Source organism: Sphingobium algorifonticola (genome assembly GCF_004005485.1).
In the GTDB taxonomy this organism is placed as follows: Bacteria; Pseudomonadota; Alphaproteobacteria; order Sphingomonadales; family Sphingomonadaceae; genus Sphingobium; species Sphingobium algorifonticola.
This window is the reverse complement of the sequence record NZ_RZUL01000001.1, coordinates 229,609-249,779: the sequence shown is the minus strand read 5'-3', so window position 1 is coordinate 249,779 and position 20,171 is coordinate 229,609. Positions and strand designations below refer to the sequence as shown.

At 64.1% G+C, this 20,171-nt stretch carries 19 protein-coding genes; 7 read left to right on the top strand and 12 right to left on the bottom strand.

What is annotated here, in order from left to right:
- Positions 1–119: 119 nt before the first annotated feature.
- Positions 120–995 (top strand): KPN_02809 family neutral zinc metallopeptidase, encoded by an 876-nt coding sequence (ypfJ, locus tag ENE74_RS01265; protein ID WP_127688829.1) that lies wholly within the window; start codon positions 120–122, stop codon positions 993–995.
- A 54-nt stretch (positions 996–1,049) separates the two neighbouring features.
- Here the strand turns inward: ypfJ and ENE74_RS01260 are convergent, their stop codons facing one another.
- A complete protein-coding gene (locus ENE74_RS01260) occupies positions 1,050–2,273 on the bottom strand; it encodes a polyhydroxyalkanoate depolymerase (protein ID WP_127688828.1) in 1,224 nt (407 codons plus the stop codon).
- A gap of 214 nt (positions 2,274–2,487) precedes the next feature.
- Here ENE74_RS01260 and ENE74_RS01255 point away from each other — a divergent pair, with 214 nt between their 5' ends.
- The 4 genes from ENE74_RS01255 to ENE74_RS01240 all read left to right on the top strand — a co-directional run bounded on the left by ENE74_RS01255 (position 2,488) and on the right by ENE74_RS01240 (position 6,459).
- Positions 2,488–4,308: an ABC transporter transmembrane domain-containing protein gene (locus ENE74_RS01255; protein WP_127688827.1), complete on the top strand. Its 1,821-nt coding sequence runs from the start codon at positions 2,488–2,490 to the stop codon at positions 4,306–4,308.
- An 86-nt stretch (positions 4,309–4,394) separates the two neighbouring features.
- Positions 4,395–4,877, top strand: coding sequence for a RidA family protein (locus ENE74_RS01250; protein WP_127688826.1), 483 nt, complete (start codon positions 4,395–4,397; stop codon positions 4,875–4,877).
- An 88-nt stretch (positions 4,878–4,965) separates the two neighbouring features.
- On the top strand, positions 4,966–5,397 hold the full coding sequence (locus ENE74_RS01245) for an OsmC family protein (protein WP_127688825.1): 432 nt from the start codon (positions 4,966–4,968) through the stop codon (positions 5,395–5,397).
- Between the two features lie 51 nt (positions 5,398–5,448).
- Positions 5,449–6,459 (top strand): LLM class flavin-dependent oxidoreductase, encoded by a 1,011-nt coding sequence (locus ENE74_RS01240; RefSeq protein WP_127688824.1) that lies wholly within the window; start codon positions 5,449–5,451, stop codon positions 6,457–6,459.
- Here the strand turns inward: ENE74_RS01240 and ENE74_RS01235 are convergent.
- The 3 genes from ENE74_RS01235 to groES form a co-directional block, all read right to left on the bottom strand.
- Positions 6,434–7,588: an acyltransferase family protein gene (locus ENE74_RS01235; protein WP_241241773.1), complete on the bottom strand. Its 1,155-nt coding sequence runs from the start codon at positions 7,586–7,588 to the stop codon at positions 6,434–6,436. The genes ENE74_RS01240 and ENE74_RS01235 overlap by 26 nt on opposite strands.
- A 211-nt stretch (positions 7,589–7,799) precedes the next feature.
- Entirely contained in the window at positions 7,800–9,452 is a 1,653-nt protein-coding gene (gene groL / locus ENE74_RS01230; protein WP_127688823.1) for a chaperonin GroEL, read from the bottom strand.
- 50 nt (positions 9,453–9,502) lie between these two features.
- Entirely contained in the window at positions 9,503–9,790 is a 288-nt protein-coding gene (gene groES, locus ENE74_RS01225) for a co-chaperone GroES (protein WP_127688822.1), read from the bottom strand.
- A gap of 314 nt (positions 9,791–10,104) precedes the next feature.
- Between groES and sppA the strand changes: the two genes are divergently transcribed.
- A complete protein-coding gene (sppA, locus tag ENE74_RS01220) occupies positions 10,105–11,988 on the top strand; it encodes a signal peptide peptidase SppA (RefSeq protein ID WP_127688821.1) in 1,884 nt (627 codons plus the stop codon).
- Between the two features lie 156 nt (positions 11,989–12,144).
- Positions 12,145–12,450, top strand: coding sequence for a hypothetical protein (locus ENE74_RS01215; protein WP_127688820.1), 306 nt, complete (start codon positions 12,145–12,147; stop codon positions 12,448–12,450).
- Positions 12,451–12,566: 116 nt separating this feature from the next.
- Here ENE74_RS01215 and ENE74_RS18110 read toward each other — a convergent pair whose 3' ends face one another.
- The 8 genes from ENE74_RS18110 to ENE74_RS01180 form a co-directional block, all read right to left on the bottom strand.
- Positions 12,567–12,716: a hypothetical protein gene (locus ENE74_RS18110; protein ID WP_164847348.1), complete on the bottom strand. Its 150-nt coding sequence runs from the start codon at positions 12,714–12,716 to the stop codon at positions 12,567–12,569.
- A gap of 169 nt (positions 12,717–12,885) precedes the next feature.
- Complete coding sequence (locus tag ENE74_RS01210) at positions 12,886–13,530, bottom strand: trimeric intracellular cation channel family protein (RefSeq protein ID WP_127688819.1); 645 nt, start codon at positions 13,528–13,530, stop codon at positions 12,886–12,888.
- A 209-nt stretch (positions 13,531–13,739) separates the two neighbouring features.
- Positions 13,740–15,191, bottom strand: a complete 1,452-nt coding sequence (locus ENE74_RS01205) for a 2-oxo acid dehydrogenase subunit E2 (RefSeq protein WP_127688818.1) — start codon at positions 15,189–15,191, stop codon at positions 13,740–13,742.
- Between the two features lie 5 nt (positions 15,192–15,196).
- Positions 15,197–16,213 (bottom strand): alpha-ketoacid dehydrogenase subunit beta, encoded by a 1,017-nt coding sequence (locus ENE74_RS01200; RefSeq protein WP_127688817.1) that lies wholly within the window; start codon positions 16,211–16,213, stop codon positions 15,197–15,199.
- Positions 16,214–16,232: 19 nt separating this feature from the next.
- A complete protein-coding gene (locus ENE74_RS01195; RefSeq protein ID WP_127688816.1) occupies positions 16,233–17,195 on the bottom strand; it encodes a thiamine pyrophosphate-dependent dehydrogenase E1 component subunit alpha in 963 nt (320 codons plus the stop codon).
- Between the two features lie 33 nt (positions 17,196–17,228).
- Complete coding sequence (locus ENE74_RS01190; RefSeq protein WP_127688815.1) at positions 17,229–18,437, bottom strand: acyl-CoA dehydrogenase family protein; 1,209 nt, start codon at positions 18,435–18,437, stop codon at positions 17,229–17,231.
- Between the two features lie 2 nt (positions 18,438–18,439).
- A complete protein-coding gene (locus tag ENE74_RS01185) occupies positions 18,440–19,585 on the bottom strand; it encodes a thiolase family protein (RefSeq protein ID WP_127688814.1) in 1,146 nt (381 codons plus the stop codon).
- Positions 19,582–19,860 (bottom strand): Zn-ribbon domain-containing OB-fold protein, encoded by a 279-nt coding sequence (locus ENE74_RS01180; RefSeq protein ID WP_338142970.1) that lies wholly within the window; start codon positions 19,858–19,860, stop codon positions 19,582–19,584. Before ENE74_RS01180 ends, ENE74_RS01185 begins: the two co-directional genes overlap by 4 nt.
- Between the last annotated feature and the right edge of the window lie 311 nt (positions 19,861–20,171).

Sequence of the window (20,171 nt, the reverse complement as noted above, 5' to 3'; positions counted from 1 at the left end):
CTGCGCCATGGGTCCGCGATTGCAAAGATTTCATCCGGGCGGAGCGGAAGGGGGCGTGGGCCGTTTCCTTGACGCATAGTTTGCCCTACCGTGGGCAGCACTTGAAGGAGGGACATCCGATGCGGCTCGACGACGAACGCGAAAGCAGCCATTTCGAAGTGCAGAGCGGCAGTGGCGGCGGTGGTGGAGGCGGGCTGGGTGGTGGCCTGGGCCTGATCGGCATGCTGCTGGGCAGCCGGTTCGGCATCGGCGGCATCGCAATTCTCGTCATCGGGGCCATGATTCTGGGCATCAATCCGCTGAGCCTGCTGGGCGGTGGCGGCGGCGCGCCGCAGGTGCAGACGGGGCAGCCTGACGTGCAGGCGCTCACGCCTGTGCAGCGCATCTCGCTTCAGGTGCTGGGATCGACCGAACGGCGCTGGGCCGATATTTTCCAGGCCGAGGGGCAGCAATATCCGCCGCCGACACTGGTATTCTACAGTCAGAACGGCATGTCGGGCTGCGGCGCGGCGCAATCGGCAATGGGGCCGTTCTATTGCCCCGCCGATCAGAAAATCTACATCGACACCGATTTCTTCAACGAGATGGAAACACGGTTCAACGCGCCGGGCGATTTCCCCATCGGCTATATCATCGCGCATGAGGTGGGCCATCATATCCAGACGATCACCGGCACGGCCGAGAAAGTCCGCGCGGCGCAGAAGCGTGCGTCCGAAGCGGAAGGCAATGCCTTGCAAGTCGCGATGGAATTGCAGGCGGATTGCTATGCCGGGGTCTGGGCCGCGCGCGACACCAATCTGATGGAAGCGGGCGATCTGGAGGAAGGGATGCGCGCGGCGCAGGCCATTGGCGACGACACGCTCCAGAAAGCCGCGGGGCGTCGCCCGGTGCCCGAAAGCTTCACGCATGGCACCGCGGCGCAGCGGATGGAATGGCTGCGCAAGGGGCTGGACAGCGGCGATCCCGCGCAGTGCGATACGTTCAAAGGGGTGTGAGCTGACGCTGCACAGGCGCTGCGCCGTCAGGGCCGCGCCCGCGTCTCCTGGTCGTCACCCGTTGTGCCGGGCGATCCACTCCTCGACGACCGGCGCAACTTTCGTGCGCCACTTGCTGCCGTTGAAAATGCCGTAATGGCCTGCGCCCTTGGCCATATAATATTTCTTGTGGCTTTCCGGCAGACCGGTCGAGATTTTGAGCGCCGCCTTCGTCTGCCCCAGGCCCGAAATGTCGTCGCGTTCGCCTTCGACCGCCAGCAGCGCCACGTCGGACAGCGCGGCCGGATCGACGCGCCGTCCGCGATGCATCAACTCGCCCTTGGGCAGGCTGTGCTTCTGGAACACCTCGCTGACGGTCTGGATGTAGAACTCCGCCGTCATGTCGCAGACGGAGCGATATTCCTCGTAGAACTTCTTGGTCGCGTCGGCACTGTCCTCGTCGCCGTCAACCAGATGCTTGAACATTTCCCAGTGGCTGGTCAGATGGTCCCCAAGGTTCATCGTCATGAACCCGGCCAGCTGCATGAAACCGGGATAGACGCGGCGACCGTTGCCCGGATAGTTGAACGGCACCGTCGCGACGACATTCTGCTCGAACCAGCCCAGCGGCCGTTCGGTCGCCATGATGTTGACGGCGGTGGGTGCCTCGCGCGTGTCGATCGGACCGCCCATCATGGTGAGCGTACGCGGCCGCGCGGGGTTTTTGTCTGCGGCCATCAGGCAGGCAGCGGCATAACAGGGGACCGAGGGCTGGCAGACCGCCAGCATGTGCGCGCCGGGTCCGATATGCTCCAGCCATTCGATCAGATAATCGATATAGTCGTCGAGGTCGAAACGCCCGTCGGACAGAGGCACGTTGCGCGCGTCGCGCCAGTCGGTGATCCAGATGTCATGCCCCGGCAGCAGCCGTTCCACGGTGCCGCGCAACAGCGTGGCGAAATGGCCCGACATCGGGGCCACGATCAGCAGCCGAGGGTCGCTCGGGTGCGCGCCTTCGCGGGTGAAATGGCGAAGCTGTCCGAAGGGTTTGCGCGCCTCGATCACTTCGGTCACGGCAACCGTCTGGCCGTCGATCTGCGTGGTCGGCAAATTGAAATCCGGCTTGCCGCGCGGCGCTGCGGCATGCGCAAACACGTCGAGCGCCGAAGCGAGGATCGGCCCGCCACCAAAATAGGAGAAGGGATTGGCCGGATTGTTCAGCAATTCCGCACCGGCATTGGCCAGCGCGCTGGCCCCGGCCAGAAGGTTACGCTGAAACTCATATGCGCTGTAAAGCATCGTGAACCCACATTCCTTGTTGCGCTTGCGTAGCACGCTTTCGCTAACAAAAGCCTGTTTCGTGCCGCGCTGCAACGTAAATTCCTCGATAACTGTCTTGCGGTGGATCAAATATGCCCCGGATCGGCTCATGCCTCGGGACAACGGGGCTGAAGACCGGGGGCATCCCGCCTTTGCGATTGAGGGTGCACCGGAGGGCTGCTAAGCACCGGCCATGAGCAGAGACGCAAGCGGGGCGACGCCGCAGGACATCGGTGGCGGCAAGGACGAAAAATCGCCCAAGGGGCGCAAGCTTGCCAGCCTGGGCATGGTATGGCGGTTCGCCCGCAACTATCCGGGCCGCTATATCTGCGCGCTCACGGCCCTGCTCTGCGCGTCGGCAGCTACACTCGCCATTCCCAGCGGTTTCAAGCTGGTGATCGATCGGGGTTTTGCCGGCGGCGGCGACGGCAGCGATATCGGTCGCTGGTTTCAGTATCTGCTGCTGATCGTCATCATCCTGGGCATATCCACGGCGTGCCGCTTCTATTTCGTCTCCTGGCTGGGTGAGCGGGTGGTGGCCGATATCCGTGCCGCGGTGCAGCGCAACCTGCTGCGGATGGCACCACGCTTCTTCGAGGACAATCGGCCTTCGGAAATCGCCTCGCGCATGACGTCGGATACTGCCGTCATCGAACAGGTGGTCGGCACCACGGTATCGGTCGCGCTTCGCAACTTCGTCACTGGCGTGCTGGGCGTCGGCTATATGGTTGCGCTCGCGCCAAAACTGGCGGGCATGATGCTGCTGGGCATCCCGCTCATCATTTTGCCGATTGTCATCATGGGCCGCAGGGTGCGCAAATTGTCGCGCAGCAGCCAGGACCGGCTGGCCGATGTCGGCAGCATGACCGCCGAAGTGCTCGGCGCGATGCGGATCGTTCAGTCCTTCGGTCAGGAAGAGCGGGAAGCCGCGCGCTTCCGTGGCGCGGTGGAACGCGGGTTTGACACAGCCCGCAAACGCATAATGCTGCGCGCGGTGATGACCGGCGTAGTCATCTGCCTCATCTTCGGCGCGGTTACGATGATCATGTGGCAAGGCGCGATCGACGTTGCGAGCGGCGCGTTGTCGGGCGGCAGCATCGCCGCCTTCGTGCTGACCAGCGGCCTCGTCGCGGGGGCGTTCGGATCGCTGACCGAAACCTGGGGCGATCTGTTGCGTGGGGCGGGCGCGGCCGAGCGGCTGAACGAACTGCTGACGGCGGTGCCGGAAATCGCTGCGCCTGCCGCACCCGCCGCTATCCCCGCCAGCGACAAGGCGCAGATTGCGTTCCGCAATGTCACATTCCATTATCCGACTCGCCCCGACACGACGGCGCTCGACGATTTCACGCTGGTTGTGGAGCCTGGCGAGACGATTGCGGTTGTCGGGCCATCGGGCGCGGGCAAGTCCACACTGATCCAGTTGACGCAGCGATTCTATGATCCACAGGGCGGGGCAATCACGCTGAACGGCGTCGATCTGCGCGCGGCCGATCCGGCCGACATTCGCGGACTGATGGCGCTTGTACCGCAGGAAACGGTGATCTTCGCGGCGTCGGCCCGTGATAATCTGCGCTATGGCAATTGGGACGCGACCGACGAGCAGTTGTGGGAAGCCGCCCGCGCCGCCCATGCCGAAGATTTCCTGCGGGCGCTGCCCCAGGGTCTCGACAGCTTCATGGGTGAAAGCGGCACACGCATGTCCGGCGGCCAGCGCCAGCGGCTCGCAATCGCGCGCGCGCTGCTGCGCGACGCGCCCGTCCTGCTGCTGGACGAGGCGACGTCGGCGCTAGACGCGCAGTCGGAAAGGCTGGTGCAGGATGCGCTCGACCGGCTGATGCGCGGCCGCACCACGATCGTTATCGCCCACCGCCTTGCTACTATCCGCGCCGCCGACCGCATCGTGGTGATGGATCAGGGCCGCATCGTGGAACAGGGTACGCATGCCGTCCTGACATCGCAAGGCGGTCTCTACGCCCGCCTCGCCCGATTGCAGTTCCAGGACGAGGCGGCGTAAGGCAGCAGCCTGCGGCATCGCGTCATGATGGCGGAACGACAGCAACGGATCGTCTGTGATCGTGACGCATGTTGAGGAGGACCATAATGGCGCGGCAGAGATATCGAGCACGTTGGGTAGCGATCGGCATCGCCACGCTCGTTCAAGTCGCGGCGCATGGTGCCGCACCGCTTCATGCCCAGACGGCCGCGTCTCCCGGCCCGCAATATCTTGGCCCGGTCACGCCGGGGCGGCCGCTGAGTTCGGCGGTCCGGGCTGGCGACACGCTCTATCTGTCCGGTCAGCTCGGCACGGCAGCCGACGGCACCCTGCCGCCCGATTTCGACACCCAGGCCCGTAACGCGATGGCCAACGTCGCCAAGACCGCGGCGCTTGGCGGCGCGAGCCTGGACGATCTGGTCAAATGCACGGTGATGCTGGCCGACATGCAGACATGGCCGCGCTTCAACGAAATCTACATCACCTATTTCAAGCCCGGTCGCCTGCCTGCGCGCAGTGCCTTTGGCAGCAGCGGCCTAGCGCGTGGCGCAGCGGTCGAAGTGGAGTGCATCGCCTATATGGGGCGCTGAGCGGCAGGACCCATCCGCTGTTGGCGTCGTTATACTGTCTCTATCGCGCGTTATGGCCATGTTGTGCCCCCAAGAAGGAGAGAAAGTCATGAAGATCAATCGCAGCGGATCGGCCGTATGGAGCGGCGGTATCAAGGACGGTATCGGCGCGATATCGACGCAGAGCGGCGCGCTTGATGCGCATCCCTACGGCTTCGCTTCGCGCTTCGAAGGGGTAGCGGGCACCAATCCCGAAGAGCTGATCGGCGCGGCCCATGCGGGCTGCTTCACCATGGCATTGTCGCTCATCCTGGGCGAAGCGGGGCTGACGGCGGAGAAAATGGAGACAAAGGCTGTGGTTACGCTGGAGCAGCAGGACGGGGGTTTCACGATTACCGCGGTCGCGCTAACGCTGACCGCCAACATCCCCGGCACGACGGACGAAACCTTTCAGGACCTTGCCGCGAAGGCCAAGGCGAATTGCCCGGTATCGAAGCTGTTCAAGGCGGACATCACGCTCACTGCGACGCTGGAAGCCTGATCGGCAAAATAGCGTAGTGAAATGCAACTGGTCATGCCCTATATCAGGGGCATGACCAGATTATCCCTTCTCGATCTCGTCCCCGTCCGCCAGGGCAGCGATGTCCGCACCGCGCTGACCGAGGCCGCCGATCTTGCCCGCACCGCCGAGACCTTGGGCTACAGCCGTTACTGGACCGCAGAGCATCATGGCATGGCGGGTATCGCGTCTGCCGCCACGGCGGTAGTGCTCGCGCATGTCGGCGCGGCGACCTCCACCATCCGTATCGGCGCGGGCGGCATCATGCTGCCCAATCACGCGCCGCTCGCCATCGCGGAACAGTTCGGGACCTTGGCGGCGCTTTTTCCCGGACGCGTCGATCTGGGTCTGGGCCGGGCACCTGGATCGGACCAGCGTGTCGCGCAGGCCATGCGGCGCGCGCTCACCGGCGGGGCGGATCAGTTTCCGCGCGATGTGATGGAATTGCAGGCCTACTTCGCGGGCGACGACCGGCTGGGGTTCACGGCCACGCCCGGCGCGGGTGCAGATGTGCCGCTGTGGATATTGGGATCGAGCCTTTATGGCGCGCAACTTGCGGCGGTGCTGGGTCTTCCCTATGCCTTCGCATCGCATTTCGCGCCTGATGCGCTGGATGCCGCGCTCGCCGTCTACCGGCGTGATTTCAAACCGTCGGAGCAGCTTGACCGGCCCTATGCAATGGCGGGGTTCAACGTCTTTGCGGCCGATACGCGGGAGGAAGCCGAACTGCTGGCCTCGTCGATGATGCAGAGCTTCGTCGCTCTGCGGACCGGTACGCCGGGCAAGCTGCCGCCGCCGGTGCGCGATTATCGCGCGTCGCTACCCCCGCAGGCGCAGGCGATGCTGGCCAATGTGCTGGCCTGTTCGGCCATTGGCACGCGGCAGGATGTGGCGCGCGATCTGGCGGCGTTCATTGCCCGCACGGGTGTTGACGAAGTGATGGTGAGCGGCGCGATGTTCGATCCCGATGCGCGCAAGCGTTCCATCGTGATCGCCATGGATGCCGCCGAAAGCCTGGTCAGGCCGCAGCCGGTGTTGGCCTGACCTGACGCTTTGCAGAGGGCATCTTCCGAGCCGGGGCAAGGCCATCGTCCGATCGCGCCAGACGCCCGCCGCTGAGTATCCGGGCCGCGCGCGGCGAAATATGGCTTATCGCCTTGGCAAGAAGGATGGATGCCGCCAATGCCAGCAGCGGCTGCATCAGCAGAAATGTGGGGTACAGCGGCGTACCGAGCGGGCCGGTCCACTGGCCGATGGCCGGACCACCAAGCCATATCAGGACAAGATGGGCACAGAACAGGAAGAAAGCATAAGGCTCTATTCGTAGGAGCGGAATGCGCAGACGCGTTTGTGCGATGCCGTGCGCCATACGCCAGAAGGCGAGTGCCGCCGCGATCCGCATGGCGAGATCAAGCAGCGCCATGGCGTGCGGATGGCTGACGGAAAATGGTGCCGGAGGCAGCGACAGCGCAACCTTGACCGGCATCAACAGCAGGAAAGGCAATAGTGCGACGATCAGCGGCAATGCGGCGGCGCGTTCGGCCAGCACCGTCTTGCCCGCGATCATGCCCGTCACGAAAAACAGCAGGATGATCGGCCGCAACAGCAAAGGTTGTGGCAGGCCGATGACCGCGACGCCCGCGATTGCCGCCGCCAACAATGCCAGCGCCGGTGGCCGCCAGCGGACCAGCCATGGCGCAATCAGCATGCACACGAACAGGTCGCGCAGGAACGGCATCTGCACGTTGATGTCGGGCGCACGGGTCAGCGCCAGCATTTCCTCGATCATCCAGCGCGCCGAATGCGGCACGGGTGCCTGAATAAGGCCCGCCATCGCCGCGCCGGATACGCACCCAATCGCAATGGCATTCCACAGCAGCATGGGCAGCAGGATCGTGCGGGCCTTGGCCGACACATGGCTGCGCCAGTGCAGCGCCCTTCGGGACCCCGCCAGCAGATAGCCCGATATCATCCCGAGCAGCGGCACCGCGCTTTTGCCCAGCCCTTCCATGACGGTCCATCGCAGCAATTCCTGTCCGCTGCCCGCCATATGCGCCAGTTCCTCCCCCGTCCGCCCTGTCCAGGCATGCACGTAAACCACGCCCAGGATGCACAGGACGCGGGCGATGGCGATCGGGTCGTTACGGGTTGATGCGGCAAAGGCTGGTGGCACGAAGAAGGTTCCGTTGAAATTATTGTCTGGAACAAGGATGCGCCGCGCAGATCGTTCCGGTTGCGGGCGATTTTGGGATCGGGCGCACGATAATTGCGACGTACCCGGTTCTCCGGCGAAAGCCGGGTTCCAGAGTGGTGAGAGCCGCAAAGAAAAAGGGCCGGAGGATTGCACCTCCGGCCCCGATTTTCCTGGGTATGAAAAGCAGGACTTAGAAGTCCATGCCGCCCATGCCACCCATGCCGCCCATGCCACCGGGCATGCCGGCGCCGGCCTTGTCGTCGGTTGGCGTATCGCTGATCGCCGCTTCGGTGGTGATCAGCAGACCGGCGACCGATGCCGCGTCCTGCAGCGCCGTGCGAACGACCTTGGTCGGGTCGATCACGCCGGCAGCAACCAGGTTTTCGTAGGTGTCGGTCGAGGCGTTGTAGCCACGGGTCTCGTCATTTTCACGCAGCAGGTTACCGGCGACGACGGCGCCATCGACGCCTGCGTTCTGGGCGATCTGCTTGACCGGCGCGGTGATCGCCTTGCGGATGATGTCGATGCCGCGGGTCTGGTCGTCGTTCGCGCCCTTCAGGCCTTCGAGAGCCTTGGTGGCGTACAGCAGGGCCGTACCACCGCCCGGAACGATGCCTTCTTCCACGGCAGCGCGGGTTGCATGGAGGGCGTCGTCAACGCGATCCTTGCGCTCCTTCACTTCCACTTCGGTCGAACCGCCGACCTTGATGACTGCAACGCCACCGGCGAGCTTGGCAAGGCGCTCCTGCAGCTTTTCCTTGTCGTAATCGCTGGTCGTGTTCTCGATCTGCGCACGGATCGCTTCGACGCGGCCCTTGATCGCCGTGGCATCACCCGCACCGTCGACGATGGTGGTGTTGTCCTTGTCGATGGTGACGCGCTTGGCGGTGCCGAGCATCTGGATCGTCACATTTTCCAGCTTGATGCCGAGGTCTTCGGAAATCAGCTCGCCCTTGGTCAGGATCGCGATGTCTTCCAGCATCGCCTTGCGACGATCACCGAAGCCCGGAGCCTTGACCGCTGCAACCTTCAGGCCGCCGCGCAGCTTGTTGACGACCAACGTGGCGAGGGCTTCGCCTTCGATGTCTTCCGCGATGATGAGGAGCGGACGGCCCGACTGCACGACCGCTTCCAGAATGGGAAGGATCGCCTGCAGGTTCGAAAGCTTCTTCTCGTGGATCAGGATATAGGGATCCTGAAGCTCGACCTGCATCTTTTCCGGGTTGGTGATGAAGTAGGGCGACAGGTAACCGCGGTCGAACTGCATGCCTTCGACGACATCCAGCTCGAAATCCAAACCCTTGGCTTCTTCAACGGTGATGACGCCTTCCTTACCGACGCGCTCCATCGCTTCGGCGATCTTTTCACCGACGATGGTGTCGCCATTGGCGGAAATGATGCCGACCTGCGCGACTTCGGCCGAACCGGAAACCGGCTTGGAACGGGCCTTGAGGTCTTCGACGACCTTGGTCACGGCCAGATCGATGCCGCGCTTCAGATCCATCGGGTTGATGCCGGCCGCGACCGACTTCATGCCTTCGCGGACGATGGCCTGCGCCAGCACCGTCGCGGTGGTGGTGCCGTCACCGGCGACGTCGTTGGTCTTCGAAGCGACTTCGCGGACCATCTGGGCACCCATGTTCTCGAACTTGTCCTTCAGCTCGATTTCCTTGGCGACGGTAACGCCGTCCTTGGTGATGCGGGGCGCACCGAAGCTCTTGTCGATCACGACGTTGCGGCCCTTGGGACCAAGCGTGACCTTGACCGCGTCGGCCAGGATATCGACACCACGCAGAATGCGCTCACGCGCGTCGCGGGAAAATTTTACGTCTTTTGCAGCCATGAGATTATACCTCTGCTTGTAATGTGAAAGGAACTACAGGGCGGCTGAAATCAGCCGACGATCCCGAGGATGTCCGATTCCTTCATGATGATCAGGTCTTCGCCTTCGACCTTCACTTCGGTGCCCGACCACTTGCCGAACAGGATCTTGTCACCGGCCTTGACGTCCAGCGGGGTGACCTTGCCGTCTTCGGACTTGGTGCCCGAACCGACGGAGATGACTTCGCCTTCCTGCGGCTTTTCCTTGGCGGTGTCGGGGATGATGATGCCGCCAGCGGTCTTCGCTTCGGCTTCGATGCGACGGACCAGAACGCGGTCATGCAACGGACGGAATGCCATATATTTGCCTTTCCCTTCGTGGAGGGAACATGGCGGGCCGGACCCGATGCGTGTGCGCCACCTCCATGATGGCACAGGGCGCAATGGATATGCCGACTCGCTTCCGCTCCCAGTGAACTTCTGTCTGTTAGCACTCTATGAGGAAGAGTGCCAGCGCCGCAGATATGGCGCGCGCCGATCCCCGGTCAAGACCATGACCAAGAAAAATGTGATGGCGAGAGAGGCTTGCAAGGTGGATCGTGGGCGGCCCCGCCATTGAAGCGTAACCGCCGAGGCATTAGGTGACAGGAACACCGGCACGGAAGGCGTTTCCCTTGGCATTCATTCGCGGCGCATGGCGCATATTGGTTGGCATCAAGGATGCGCTGGTTCTTCTGTTCCTCTTGCTGTTCTTCGGCTTGCTCTACGCTGCGCTGTCCTATTCTCCCGCACCGGTTGCCAGCGTGACGCAAGGCGCGCTGCTGCTCGATCTGGAAGGCGTGATCGTCGAACAGCCGCAACAGGCCAATCCTTTCTCCGCCTTGCCCGGCAACGCGCCGCAAATGAAGGAATATCGCCTGCGCGATATCGTGACGGCGCTGGAAGCGGCAAAGGGCGATGCCAATGTCAAGGCGGTGGTCCTCAATCTCGACGGGTTCTTGGGTGGCGGACAGGTGGCGCTCACCCGCATCGGCAAGGCGCTGGACGCAGTGCGCGCCGCCAAGAAGCCGGTGCTGGCCTATGCCACCATCTATTCCGCGGACGGCTATCAGCTTGCCGCCCACGCCAGCGAAGTCTGGCTTAATCCCTTCGGTCAGGTGTTTCTGGCCGGGCCGGGCGGATCGCGGCTCTATTACAAGGGGCTGATCGACCGCCTGGGCGTCACCACCCATGTCTATCGCGTCGGCACCTACAAGAGCTTCGTCGAACCCTATACCCGTGCCGACCAGTCGCCCGAAGCGAAGCAGGCCGATCAGGCCCTTGCCGGGGCGCTGTGGCAGACCTGGCTCGATGAAGTCGGCAAGGCGCGGCCCAAGGCGAAGCTCGCCCCCTATATTGCCGATCCCATGGCTGTGGCCGCTGCCACGCAAGGCGATCTGCCCAAGGCCGCGCAGGCGTCCGGGCTGGTGGACAGGCTGGGCGGCAGCGAAGCGTTCGCCGCGCGCGTCGCACAGATCGCGGGCAAGGCCAGCGACGGCAAGGCCAGCGCCTTTGCCGCGATCGACTTTGCCCGCTATGCGAAGGCCAAGACGCCTGCCAACAGCGGCCAGATCGGCGTGCTGACGGTCGCGGGCGAGATCATCGATGGAGAAGCCGGGCCGGGCAGCGCGGCGGGCGATACGATATCCGACCTGCTCTACACCGCGCTTGCCGAAAAATCCTTGAAGGCGCTGGTCGTGCGCGTCGATTCGCCGGGCGGATCGGTGCTCGCGGGCGAAAAGATCCGGCAGGCGATATTGGAAGCGAAGAAGCGCGGTCTGCCCGTTGTCGTCTCGATGGCCAATGTCGCGGCGAGCGGCGGCTACTGGATCGCGACACCCGCCGACCGCATCTTTGCCGAGCCGGGCACGATCACCGGATCGATCGGCGTATTCGGCATCCTCCCCAGCTTCGAAGGGACGCTGGCGAAGATCGGCGTGACCACGGACGGCAGCAAGACGACGCCGCTGTCGGGCGAACCCGATCTGGCAGGCGGCGTCAGCCCGCAATTCGACGCGCTGGCGCAGGCCAGCGTGGAAGCCGTCTATACGCGCTTCGTCGGGCTGGTAGCGCAGGCGCGGAAAAAGTCCCCGCAACAGGTGGACGGCATCGCGCAGGGCCGCGTGTGGGACGGCGGCACCGCACGGCAAATCGGCCTCGTCGACCAGTTCGGCGGTCTGGAGGACGCGATCGCCGAAGCCGCGAAACTGGCAAAGATCGACCCCGCCGAGGCGCAACCTTATTATATCGAGAAAGCCCCCGACAAGTTCGCGCAGTTCGTGGAGGAGTGGATAGGCTCCGGCACCGAGGAAGCGGCGATCCCGCGCGACTGGCTGGGGCGACAGGCCTGGCTGAACCGGCAATGGGCGTTGCAGGCGGTGGGCGACGCGCGGGGGCTGATTACGGGTGGCGCGATCCGCGCGGCGTGCCTTGAATGCCGCGGCTATGGCGCGCCGCGGGCTGTGGGTGCTGAGGAAGAGCGGTCGTTGTGGGCGATGATTGTGGGTAGGGGTTGGTAGGCAGCAGGTCCGTTAGCGACCATTCTTGGTCACTCCGCCAAATCAGACACATCATTAAAACCGGCCATTCATTTTGATGGCACATCAGGTGGTGAATGACAAAATCTGGTGGGGAGCCGACATTGATACCGGAGGACAATCGTGTAGGTTGAGCATATGACCGAAGCACTGTTCATATTCTCAGCAAAAGGTGTCGCGACCGAGGCCACCCGCTTCCGTCCCGGCGCGCGACATGCGCTCATGCTCTTTGGGAGAGGGTCAGGAATAGAATCTGCCCGGTCAACTGCCATAGCGGGGGCTGAAGATAGAGGGTGGAACTTCGTCGAGGTTCAGCGGGAGAAGGAACTTAACGCTGATCTCTCGGCCATGGAGGACGAAACTCTAAGATCGGCAGCGCAAGATGCAGCGCTTCTGGGCCATTCCATAGTCGTCTACCGGGACGAGTTGCCTCTGAACGGGTAGGTCGCGGTTGGCAGCTCCGGGCGATTGTTGCCGAAGAATTTTCGCGCGCATCGTCAGCTATTGCGCACTATCTCTCCAAAACCGGACTAGCTGCTTCCCACCCGTTTCAGCAATCATTATCGAGCACCGACGCAATGCTGGCTGCGGGTAAGACCCCCCACGACGATGCCATTCTGTTTCGTACAGCCATCCGCGCTGGTGATTTTCCAGATCACACCGCCTGCAAAAATCAACAGGCCGATGATGGCAAGAAATAGCGGATACATGCGCCTCATACCTCCGGCTTTTCTACTTTGACTTCGCCTGCGTCAATGTCCACAAATCTCACTTTTCGTCCCGAAGCCGCCGTTCCGCTACCCACCCATAACCGTCGTTCCCGCGTTTGCGGGAATGACGAAAGAGGGTTGGCCCATCACAACCACTAAAGTCGCACCCTCACCCCCGTCTGTACCCCGGCAGCGCCAGCCCCTTCGCGATCGCCACTGCGCGCAGTGCGAAGCCCGCCAGCGCCGCGATCACGCTGGCGACCGGCACGGGGACGCCCAGCGCGGCCAGCGTCACGAACAGGCCGGAGGCGAGCGCGGCGGCGGTGACGTAGATTTCCGGGCGCAGCAGGATCGAAGGTTCGCCCGCCAGCAGATCGCGGATGATGCCGCCCATGCAGCCCGTCACCACCCCCATGATCCCCGCGACGAACGGATGGATACCGAACGACAGCGCCTTGGCCGCGCCGAACACCGCGAAGGCGGCGAGACCTACGGCGTCGAGCCAGTCCAGCGCACGATCGCTCCACCAGTGCCGCGGCGTCATCCACACCAGTAGCGCGGCGGCGACGCAGGCGATGGCGGGCAGCGGGTCCGCCACCCAGAACACCGGCGCACCGATCAGCAAATCCCGCAGCGTGCCGCCGCCCACGCCCGTCACCAGCGCGAAGAAAGCGAAGGTCACCAAAGTCTGGTGCAACCGCGCCGCCGCCAGCGCGCCCGATGCGGCAAACAGCGCAGTGCCGACGATGCTCAATGTTTCGAGCACCGGCCCGATCTGCGGCGCAAGCGGGGGGAGGGTGAGCGGGAGGGACATCGGGGCGCGATAGCATTGCAGCCGCAGAGAGCCAAACCTTCTCCCTTGAAGGGAGAAGGATACGCAGTCTCATGGGCGCAGCGAATGAGGCGGAGTTGGATGAGGGTGAGCGGATCTTTGGTCCGCGCGGTTCCGATGGAATCGCACCCCTCACCCTCCCACCGCTGTGCGGCGGGCGCCTCCCTCTCCCTCAAGGAGAGAGGGCAAAACTACCCCACGATCCCCGCCGGTTCCTCGATCAGCCCTTTCAGCGTCCGCATGAAATCTGCCCCCACCGCGCCGTCGATCGCGCGATGGTCGCAGGAAAGGGAAAGCTTCACGACCGTGGCGAAGGCGAGCGCATGGCCGATCTCCACTGGCCTGCGCACCCCTGCGCCCACCGCCAGGATCGCGCCCTGCGGCGGGTTGATGATCGCGTCGAACTGGTCGATGCCGAACATGCCGAGGTTGCTGATCGAGAAGCTGCCGCCCTGAAACTCCTCCGGTGCCAGCTTTCCGGCCCGTGCCTTGTCGGCCAGCGCCTTTACCTCCCGCGATATGGCGGCGACCGACAGCGCCTCCGCGCCGCGCACGATCGGCGTGATCAGCCCCTTGTCGGTGGCGACGGCAACGGCGATGTCGGCGCTGGCGAAGCGGTGAATCTCCTCGCCATGCACCTGCACATTCACATCGGGATGCCGCGACAGCGCCAGCGCGACCGCACGCACGATATAGTCGTTGATGCTGGGTGCCTCGCCCGTCGCCGCCTTGGCCTGCGCGCGCAGCCCCAGGATCGCGTCGATCCGCACTTCGGCGCGCAGATAGAAATGCGGGATCGTCGATTTGCTGTGGCTGAGCGCACGGGCAATCGCCTTGCGCATCGGCGACATGCGGATGATCTCGACGCTGCCCGATGCCGGGGCGGGCGCCGCAGGCGCGGCCGCAACCGGCGCTTCCGGCGCGACCTTCGCCAGCACGTCCGCTTTGCTGATCCGCCCGCGCGGGCCGGTGCCGGTGATCGCGGACAGGTCGATCCTGTGCTGCACCGCCAGCCGCTTTGCCAGCGGGCTAGCGAACACGTCGCCCAGCACATTGCCGACCGGCGTCAGATCGACCGGCGCGCCGCCTCCGGCCGGGGCGGGGGCAGGCGCATCGGCGAGGCTCGCCTGCAACACATCCTGAAAGCTGATGCGCCCCTTCGCGCCCGATCCTGCGATGCCGGAAATGTCGACGCTCTTCTCGACGGCCAACGCGCGGGCGGCGGGCGAGATGTTGATGTCGTCTGCGATGACGACCGCCTTGACTGGCTGCGGCTCCGGTTCGGGGGCCACAACAGGTACCGCTTCCGACTTTGCCCCCGCCTGCGATGCCACCCGGTTATCGGCAGGGGTGAAGCCCGCGATGAAGGCGTCGACTTCACTGTCGGCGGGCGCGTCGCCTGCATCGGCCAGCACCGCGATCAGCTCGCCGACCTGCCATGTGCTGCCGGGCGTCGCGATCAGGCGCGGGAACATGCCCGGCGCTTCCGCCTCGACTTCGTTGGTGATCTTGTCGGTCTCGATCAGCGCCAGCGTATCGCCTTTCGCAAACGGCTGACCTGGCGCGACCATCCATTCGGCGACGACGCCTTCCGTCATTTCGATGCCCCATTTGGGCATGGTGAAGGCGCGCAGTTTGGCCATGACGATCAACCCCGCTTGTACGACATGAGGCGGGTGGCCGCCGTCACGATCTTGTCGGGGGAGGGGAGATAGGCCGATTCCAGTTCCCGCGCGAAGGGAACCGGGGTGTGCGGCGCCGTCACCATTTCAATGGGCGCGCGCAGGGAAGCGAATGCCTTGTTCGCGACGATCGCGGACAGGTCCGTCGCCAGGCTGCATCGCGGCGGGCTTTCGTCGACGATGAGCAGGCGGCCGGTGCGCTCCACGCTGTCGAGGATCGCTTCCTCGTCCAGCGGGCTGGTGGTGCGCAGGTCGATGATGTCGCAGCCGATGCCGTCCTCTGCAAGCTGCTTCGCCGCCTTCTCCGCAAAGCCGACCATCATGCCCGTCGCCAATAGGGTGATGTCGTCGCCCTGCGTGACATGGCGGGCATGGCCGAAGGGGATCAGATATTCGCCATCGGGCACGTCGCCTTTCACCGCGTAAAGCGCCTTGTGTTCCAGGAAGATCACCGGATCGTCGTCGCGGATCGCCTGCGTCAGCAGCCCCTTGGCGTCGGCGGGCGTGCTGGGCATCACGACTTTCAGGCCGGGCATCGCCGTCACCATCGCGTGGATCGACTGGCTGTGCTGCGCGGCGGCGTTGAACCCGGCACCATAGACCATGCGGATGACGATGGGGCAGGTGGATTTGCCGCCGAACATGTAACGGAACTTGGCGACCTGATTCCAGATCTGGTCCATGCACACGCCGATGAAGTCGGCGAACATGATTTCCGCGATCGCCCGCTTGCCCGTCAGCGCCGCGCCGGATGCCGCACCGATGATCGCGCTTTCGGAAATCGGCGTGTCGATCACCCGGTCCGGGCCATATTTCGCCCACAGGCCGGTGGACGTGCTCCAGATCCCGCCAATCGCTTCGGGACCGCCCGGTGCGCCGTTGCCGCCGACGATATCTTCGCCCAGCATGATGACGCTTTCATCGCGCGCCATTTCCGCGTCGATGGTTTCGAGGATCGCCTCGCGGATCATCTTTATGGCCATGTCTGAATGATCCCTGCGGTCAGTAGCTGATGTACACGTCTTCCAGGACGTGCTCGGGCTTGGGTTTTTCCGCGGCCTTGGCTTCCGCGACGGCCCGGTCGATCAGCGCCTCGACTTCGGCGTCGACAGCGTCGATGTCCGCGCCATCCAGCAGCTTCGCCTCGGTCACTTTCTCGCGGAACGTCTTGAGGCAGTCGCGCTCTTCGCGGATGCGGTCCAGTTCGCCGGGGCCGCGATAGCGTTGCGGATCGCCTTCGAAATGGCCGAAATAGCGTTCGGTATCCAGCTCGACCGCTGCGGGCAGCTTGGTCGTGCGGCAGTATTCGATCACTTCGCGCATGGTTTCGTACACCGCGAAGAAATCGGTGCCGTCCGCCCGGAAGGTCTTCATGCCGAATGCGCCCGCCCGATCGAGGATGCTGTCCGCACCGACGGCATAATCCACACCGGTATGTTCCGAGTAATGATTGTTCTCATAGACGAAGATAACCGGCACTTTCAGGACGACGGCCATGTTCATCGCCTCGAACGTCGTGCCCTGGTTGCATGCGCCGTCGCCGGAAAAGGCGATGGAGACATGGCCCGTTGCCTTGGCGGAAATGCCAGCGCCCACCGCGATCGGCGCGCCTGCGCCGACAATGCCGTTCGCCCCCAGCATCCCGACATTGACGTCGGCGATGTGCATGGAGCCACCGCGTCCCTTGCACAGCCCCTCGCGGCTCCCGTACAACTCCTTCATCATGTCCACCACGTCGCATCCCTTGGCGATGCAGTGGCCGTGACCGCGATGCGTCGATATTATATAATCCTTTGGCCCCAGATGCTCGCACACGCCCACGGCGCAGGCTTCCTGACCGGCATAGAGATGCGTGAACCCGGCGATCTCGCCCAGCGCGATCTCGTCATGCAGGCGGTTCTCGAACGCCCGGATCGTCTTCATCTGGCGATAGGCCTTCAGCAGCGCGTCGCGGCTCAGTTGCATCTCACTCTCCGTCTTTTGTCGTTGCGGGACATGCTACAGGCCCAGCACGGTTTTGGCGATGATCGTGCGTTGCACTTCATTGGTTCCGCCGAAGATCGTCCAGGCACGGCTATTGAGATAGCGCGGCGCGGCAAGCTGCGCATCCTTGCTGTACAGCGGCGCGGGGCTGTCATTGCCGTACAATGGCCGCGCCTCCTCCAGCGCCAGCCCGGCATAGGCGAACAGCCGCACCGCCAGCCCGTCGACTTTCTGCCGCAAGGTGGAGGCGACCATTTTCGACAGCGACGTTTGCGGTCCCGGCGGCAGCCCCTTGGCCATTTCCGCCAGCACCCGCAGTTCGGTCATCTCCAGCGCCTGACTTTCCAGCTCGACGAACGCCAGTGCGGCCATGAAGGCGGCGTCCTGCGCCATGTTCCCGCCCATGCCATCCGGTTCCAGCCCCGCCGCCGCGCGCAGCTTGCGGATGTCGGCAAGCAGCTTGGGGGCATGACAGGCGCCGCCACGCTCATTTTCCAGCAGGAACTTGGCGATGGTCCAGCCTTCGCCTTCCGCCCCCACCAGATTGTCGAGCGGCGCGACCACATCGTCCAGATAGACTTCGTTGACTTCATGATCGCCCGCCAGCCCCTTGATCGGGCGGACCTCCACACCAGGCTGATTCATGTCCACAAGGATGAAGCTGATGCCCGCCTGCGGCTTCACCGTGCCGTCGGTGCGAACGAGGCAGAAGATGTTTGTCGCGTGATGGGCATGCGTCGTCCACAGCTTGCGCCCGTTGATGACATAATGGTCGCCGCGCTTTTCCGCCCGGGTCTTCAGGCTGGCAAGGTCCGATCCCGCGCCGGGTTCCGAAAAGCCCTGACACCAGTAATCCGTGCCGTCCAGAATGCGCGGCAGTAGCGTCGCCTTCTGTTCCGGCGTACCGAACCGGCAGATCACCGGCCCCAACAGTTTAAGCCCCAGCACGGGAAGGCCCGGCGCATCGGCCAGCGCACATTCCTTCTCGAAGATATAGCGTTGCACGGTGGTCCAGCCCGTCCCGCCGCAATCGACCGGCCAATTATAGGCGAGCCAGCCTTTCTCGTGCAGGATGCGCTGCCATTCGCGGCCGATATCCGGTTCCACGAACACCGATGGCGTCGCCCGCATGCCCGCGCGCAGATGCTCGGGCAGGTGGGTGTCGAGAAAGGCGCGCACCTCGGCCCGGAAGGCTTCGTCCTGCGGAGAGAAATTGAGGTCCATGTTTATCGTTCCAATATCGTCACGCCGGATATGCCGGGCGCGCCATAGACATGCGAATAGGCTGTCCTGGGGTTGCCGGGCACCTGACGCCCACCACCGCGCCCCAGCAATTGCGTTACATTCTCATAGACCTGACGCAGGCCGGACGCGCCGATCGGTTCGCCGCAGGCGAGGCATCCGCCATCGGTATTGACCGGAAGCCGCCCGTCGATGCGGCTCCAGCCTTCCGCCAGCCATTCCTCCTGCGCGCCGTCCGCGCAAAAGCCGTTTTCGGCCATATGCATGATTTCCGCGCCGGATTCGGTATCCTGCAACTGCGCGACGTCGATGTCGTCCGGCCCTATTCCCGCCATCTCAAAGGCGGCTGCCGATGCCAGCAGCGTGGGTGCGCCGCCGCGTTCTATGGCGATGCTTGGGGCGAAAACCTCGAACGAACCGGGCGGCCGCGTACGGATCGCCGCCGCCTTGATTCGCACCTGTGCCTTGCCCAGTTCCCGCGCCTTCTTCTCGCTCGCCAGGATCAGCGCGACACCGCCCTCGGCGGGCGAACAGAACATATATTTGGTCAGCGGATCGCTGATCATCGGGCTGTCGAGAATGGTATCGAGATCGACCGGCACGCGCCGCCAGGCATGATCGGCATGGGCGGCGTTCGCAAAGGCCTTTTCCGCGACACGCCCCAGCGTCGCCTGCGATATGCCGTGCAGCGCCATATAGCGTTGCAGCTTCATGGCGAAGAATTGCGTCGTCACCATCATGCCCATCGCACCATACCAGTCGGGCAGGCCATATTCGGCGGGCATGGCGTTGAACGCGCCGCGCGGATGCTTGTCGAAGCCGATGGCGATGCCGATGTCATTCTGGCCCGAGGCGATCGCCTGCCATGCGCCGATCAGCGCCGATCCGCCGGTGGCGCAGCCATTTTTGACGTTGATGAAAGGCAGGCCGGTCAGCCCCAGTTCGTTGACGATCGAATCGGCATTGCCCGCCGCGTCCGATCCACCGAAGCCGAACTGCATGTCGCGCCAGTCGACGCCCGCGTCCGCGAGAGCGACGCGCGCGGCATGCGCACCCTGTTGCAATCCCATAAGTCCGTCGGTGCGGCCGAAGGGGTGGATGCCGATGCCGACGATGAACACGTCGCTCATGCCTGCAACTCCGCAGGGGCGAAGGCGAAGGTGACGACAGTGCGGCCCTCGCTGTCACTCGTCAGCGGCACGAGCACCGTCTCCAAGGTCATGCCGATGCGGATTGCGTCGAAAGCAATGCCCGTGAGCGGTGCCTCGACGATCACCGCGCCCGGCAACTCGACATAGCCAAGCGCAAAAGGTTCGAAGGCCTCCGGCCCGGCATAGGGCGGCGATTTGGGACGGAAACGCTGTATCGTCCACGACCATAATATACCCTGGCGAGGCAGCGGCACTGGCTCCCAGCGGGTGGAGTCGTCCGGGCAGGGGAAGACGATGCGCCCGCTTGTGCGTTCCCGCCCGCCGATCAGGCACGGGGCCTCGCTCTGCGTGAACAGCCCTTCCGCTATGGCAACCCGGCTGGAAATGACGCGCGCCCTCCTTGCGTTTCTCGTCCTGACTATGGGGAGAGACGCAGGCGATTTCCGCTGTAACAAAGCATAGGTTGCCGCAGGTTGCTGCGGACGGGACTGGATGATCTCGTGTCCCGAAACGAAAAAGGCTTGCCGTTGCCGACAGGCCATTTTGGGCGCATCCGCGGCGTGGC

Coding starts and splice junctions, on each gene's coding strand:
- ENE74_RS01245 (WP_127688825.1), top strand. CDS start 4,966: ATGAAGATCAATCGCAGCGGATCGGCCGTATGGAGCGGCGGTATCAAG.
- ENE74_RS01215 (WP_127688820.1), top strand. CDS start 12,145: ATGACCGAAGCACTGTTCATATTCTCAGCAAAAGGTGTCGCGACCGAG.
- ENE74_RS01195 (WP_127688816.1), bottom strand. CDS start 17,195: ATGCAACTGAGCCGCGACGCGCTGCTGAAGGCCTATCGCCAGATGAAG.
- ENE74_RS01190 (WP_127688815.1), bottom strand. CDS start 18,437: ATGGACCTCAATTTCTCTCCGCAGGACGAAGCCTTCCGGGCCGAGGTG.
- ENE74_RS01200 (WP_127688817.1), bottom strand. CDS start 16,213: ATGGCCATAAAGATGATCCGCGAGGCGATCCTCGAAACCATCGACGCG.
- ENE74_RS18110 (WP_164847348.1), bottom strand. CDS start 12,716: ATGTATCCGCTATTTCTTGCCATCATCGGCCTGTTGATTTTTGCAGGC.
- groES (WP_127688822.1), bottom strand. CDS start 9,790: ATGGCATTCCGTCCGTTGCATGACCGCGTTCTGGTCCGTCGCATCGAA.
- ENE74_RS01255 (WP_127688827.1), top strand. CDS start 2,488: ATGAGCAGAGACGCAAGCGGGGCGACGCCGCAGGACATCGGTGGCGGC.
- ENE74_RS01185 (WP_127688814.1), bottom strand. CDS start 19,585: ATGAGCGACGTGTTCATCGTCGGCATCGGCATCCACCCCTTCGGCCGC.
- ENE74_RS01240 (WP_127688824.1), top strand. CDS start 5,449: ATGACCAGATTATCCCTTCTCGATCTCGTCCCCGTCCGCCAGGGCAGC.
- ypfJ (WP_127688829.1), top strand. CDS start 120: ATGCGGCTCGACGACGAACGCGAAAGCAGCCATTTCGAAGTGCAGAGC.
- ENE74_RS01260 (WP_127688828.1), bottom strand. CDS start 2,273: ATGCTTTACAGCGCATATGAGTTTCAGCGTAACCTTCTGGCCGGGGCC.
- ENE74_RS01250 (WP_127688826.1), top strand. CDS start 4,395: ATGGCGCGGCAGAGATATCGAGCACGTTGGGTAGCGATCGGCATCGCC.
- ENE74_RS01205 (WP_127688818.1), bottom strand. CDS start 15,191: ATGGCCAAACTGCGCGCCTTCACCATGCCCAAATGGGGCATCGAAATG.
- ENE74_RS01210 (WP_127688819.1), bottom strand. CDS start 13,530: ATGTCCCTCCCGCTCACCCTCCCCCCGCTTGCGCCGCAGATCGGGCCG.
- groL (WP_127688823.1), bottom strand. CDS start 9,452: ATGGCTGCAAAAGACGTAAAATTTTCCCGCGACGCGCGTGAGCGCATT.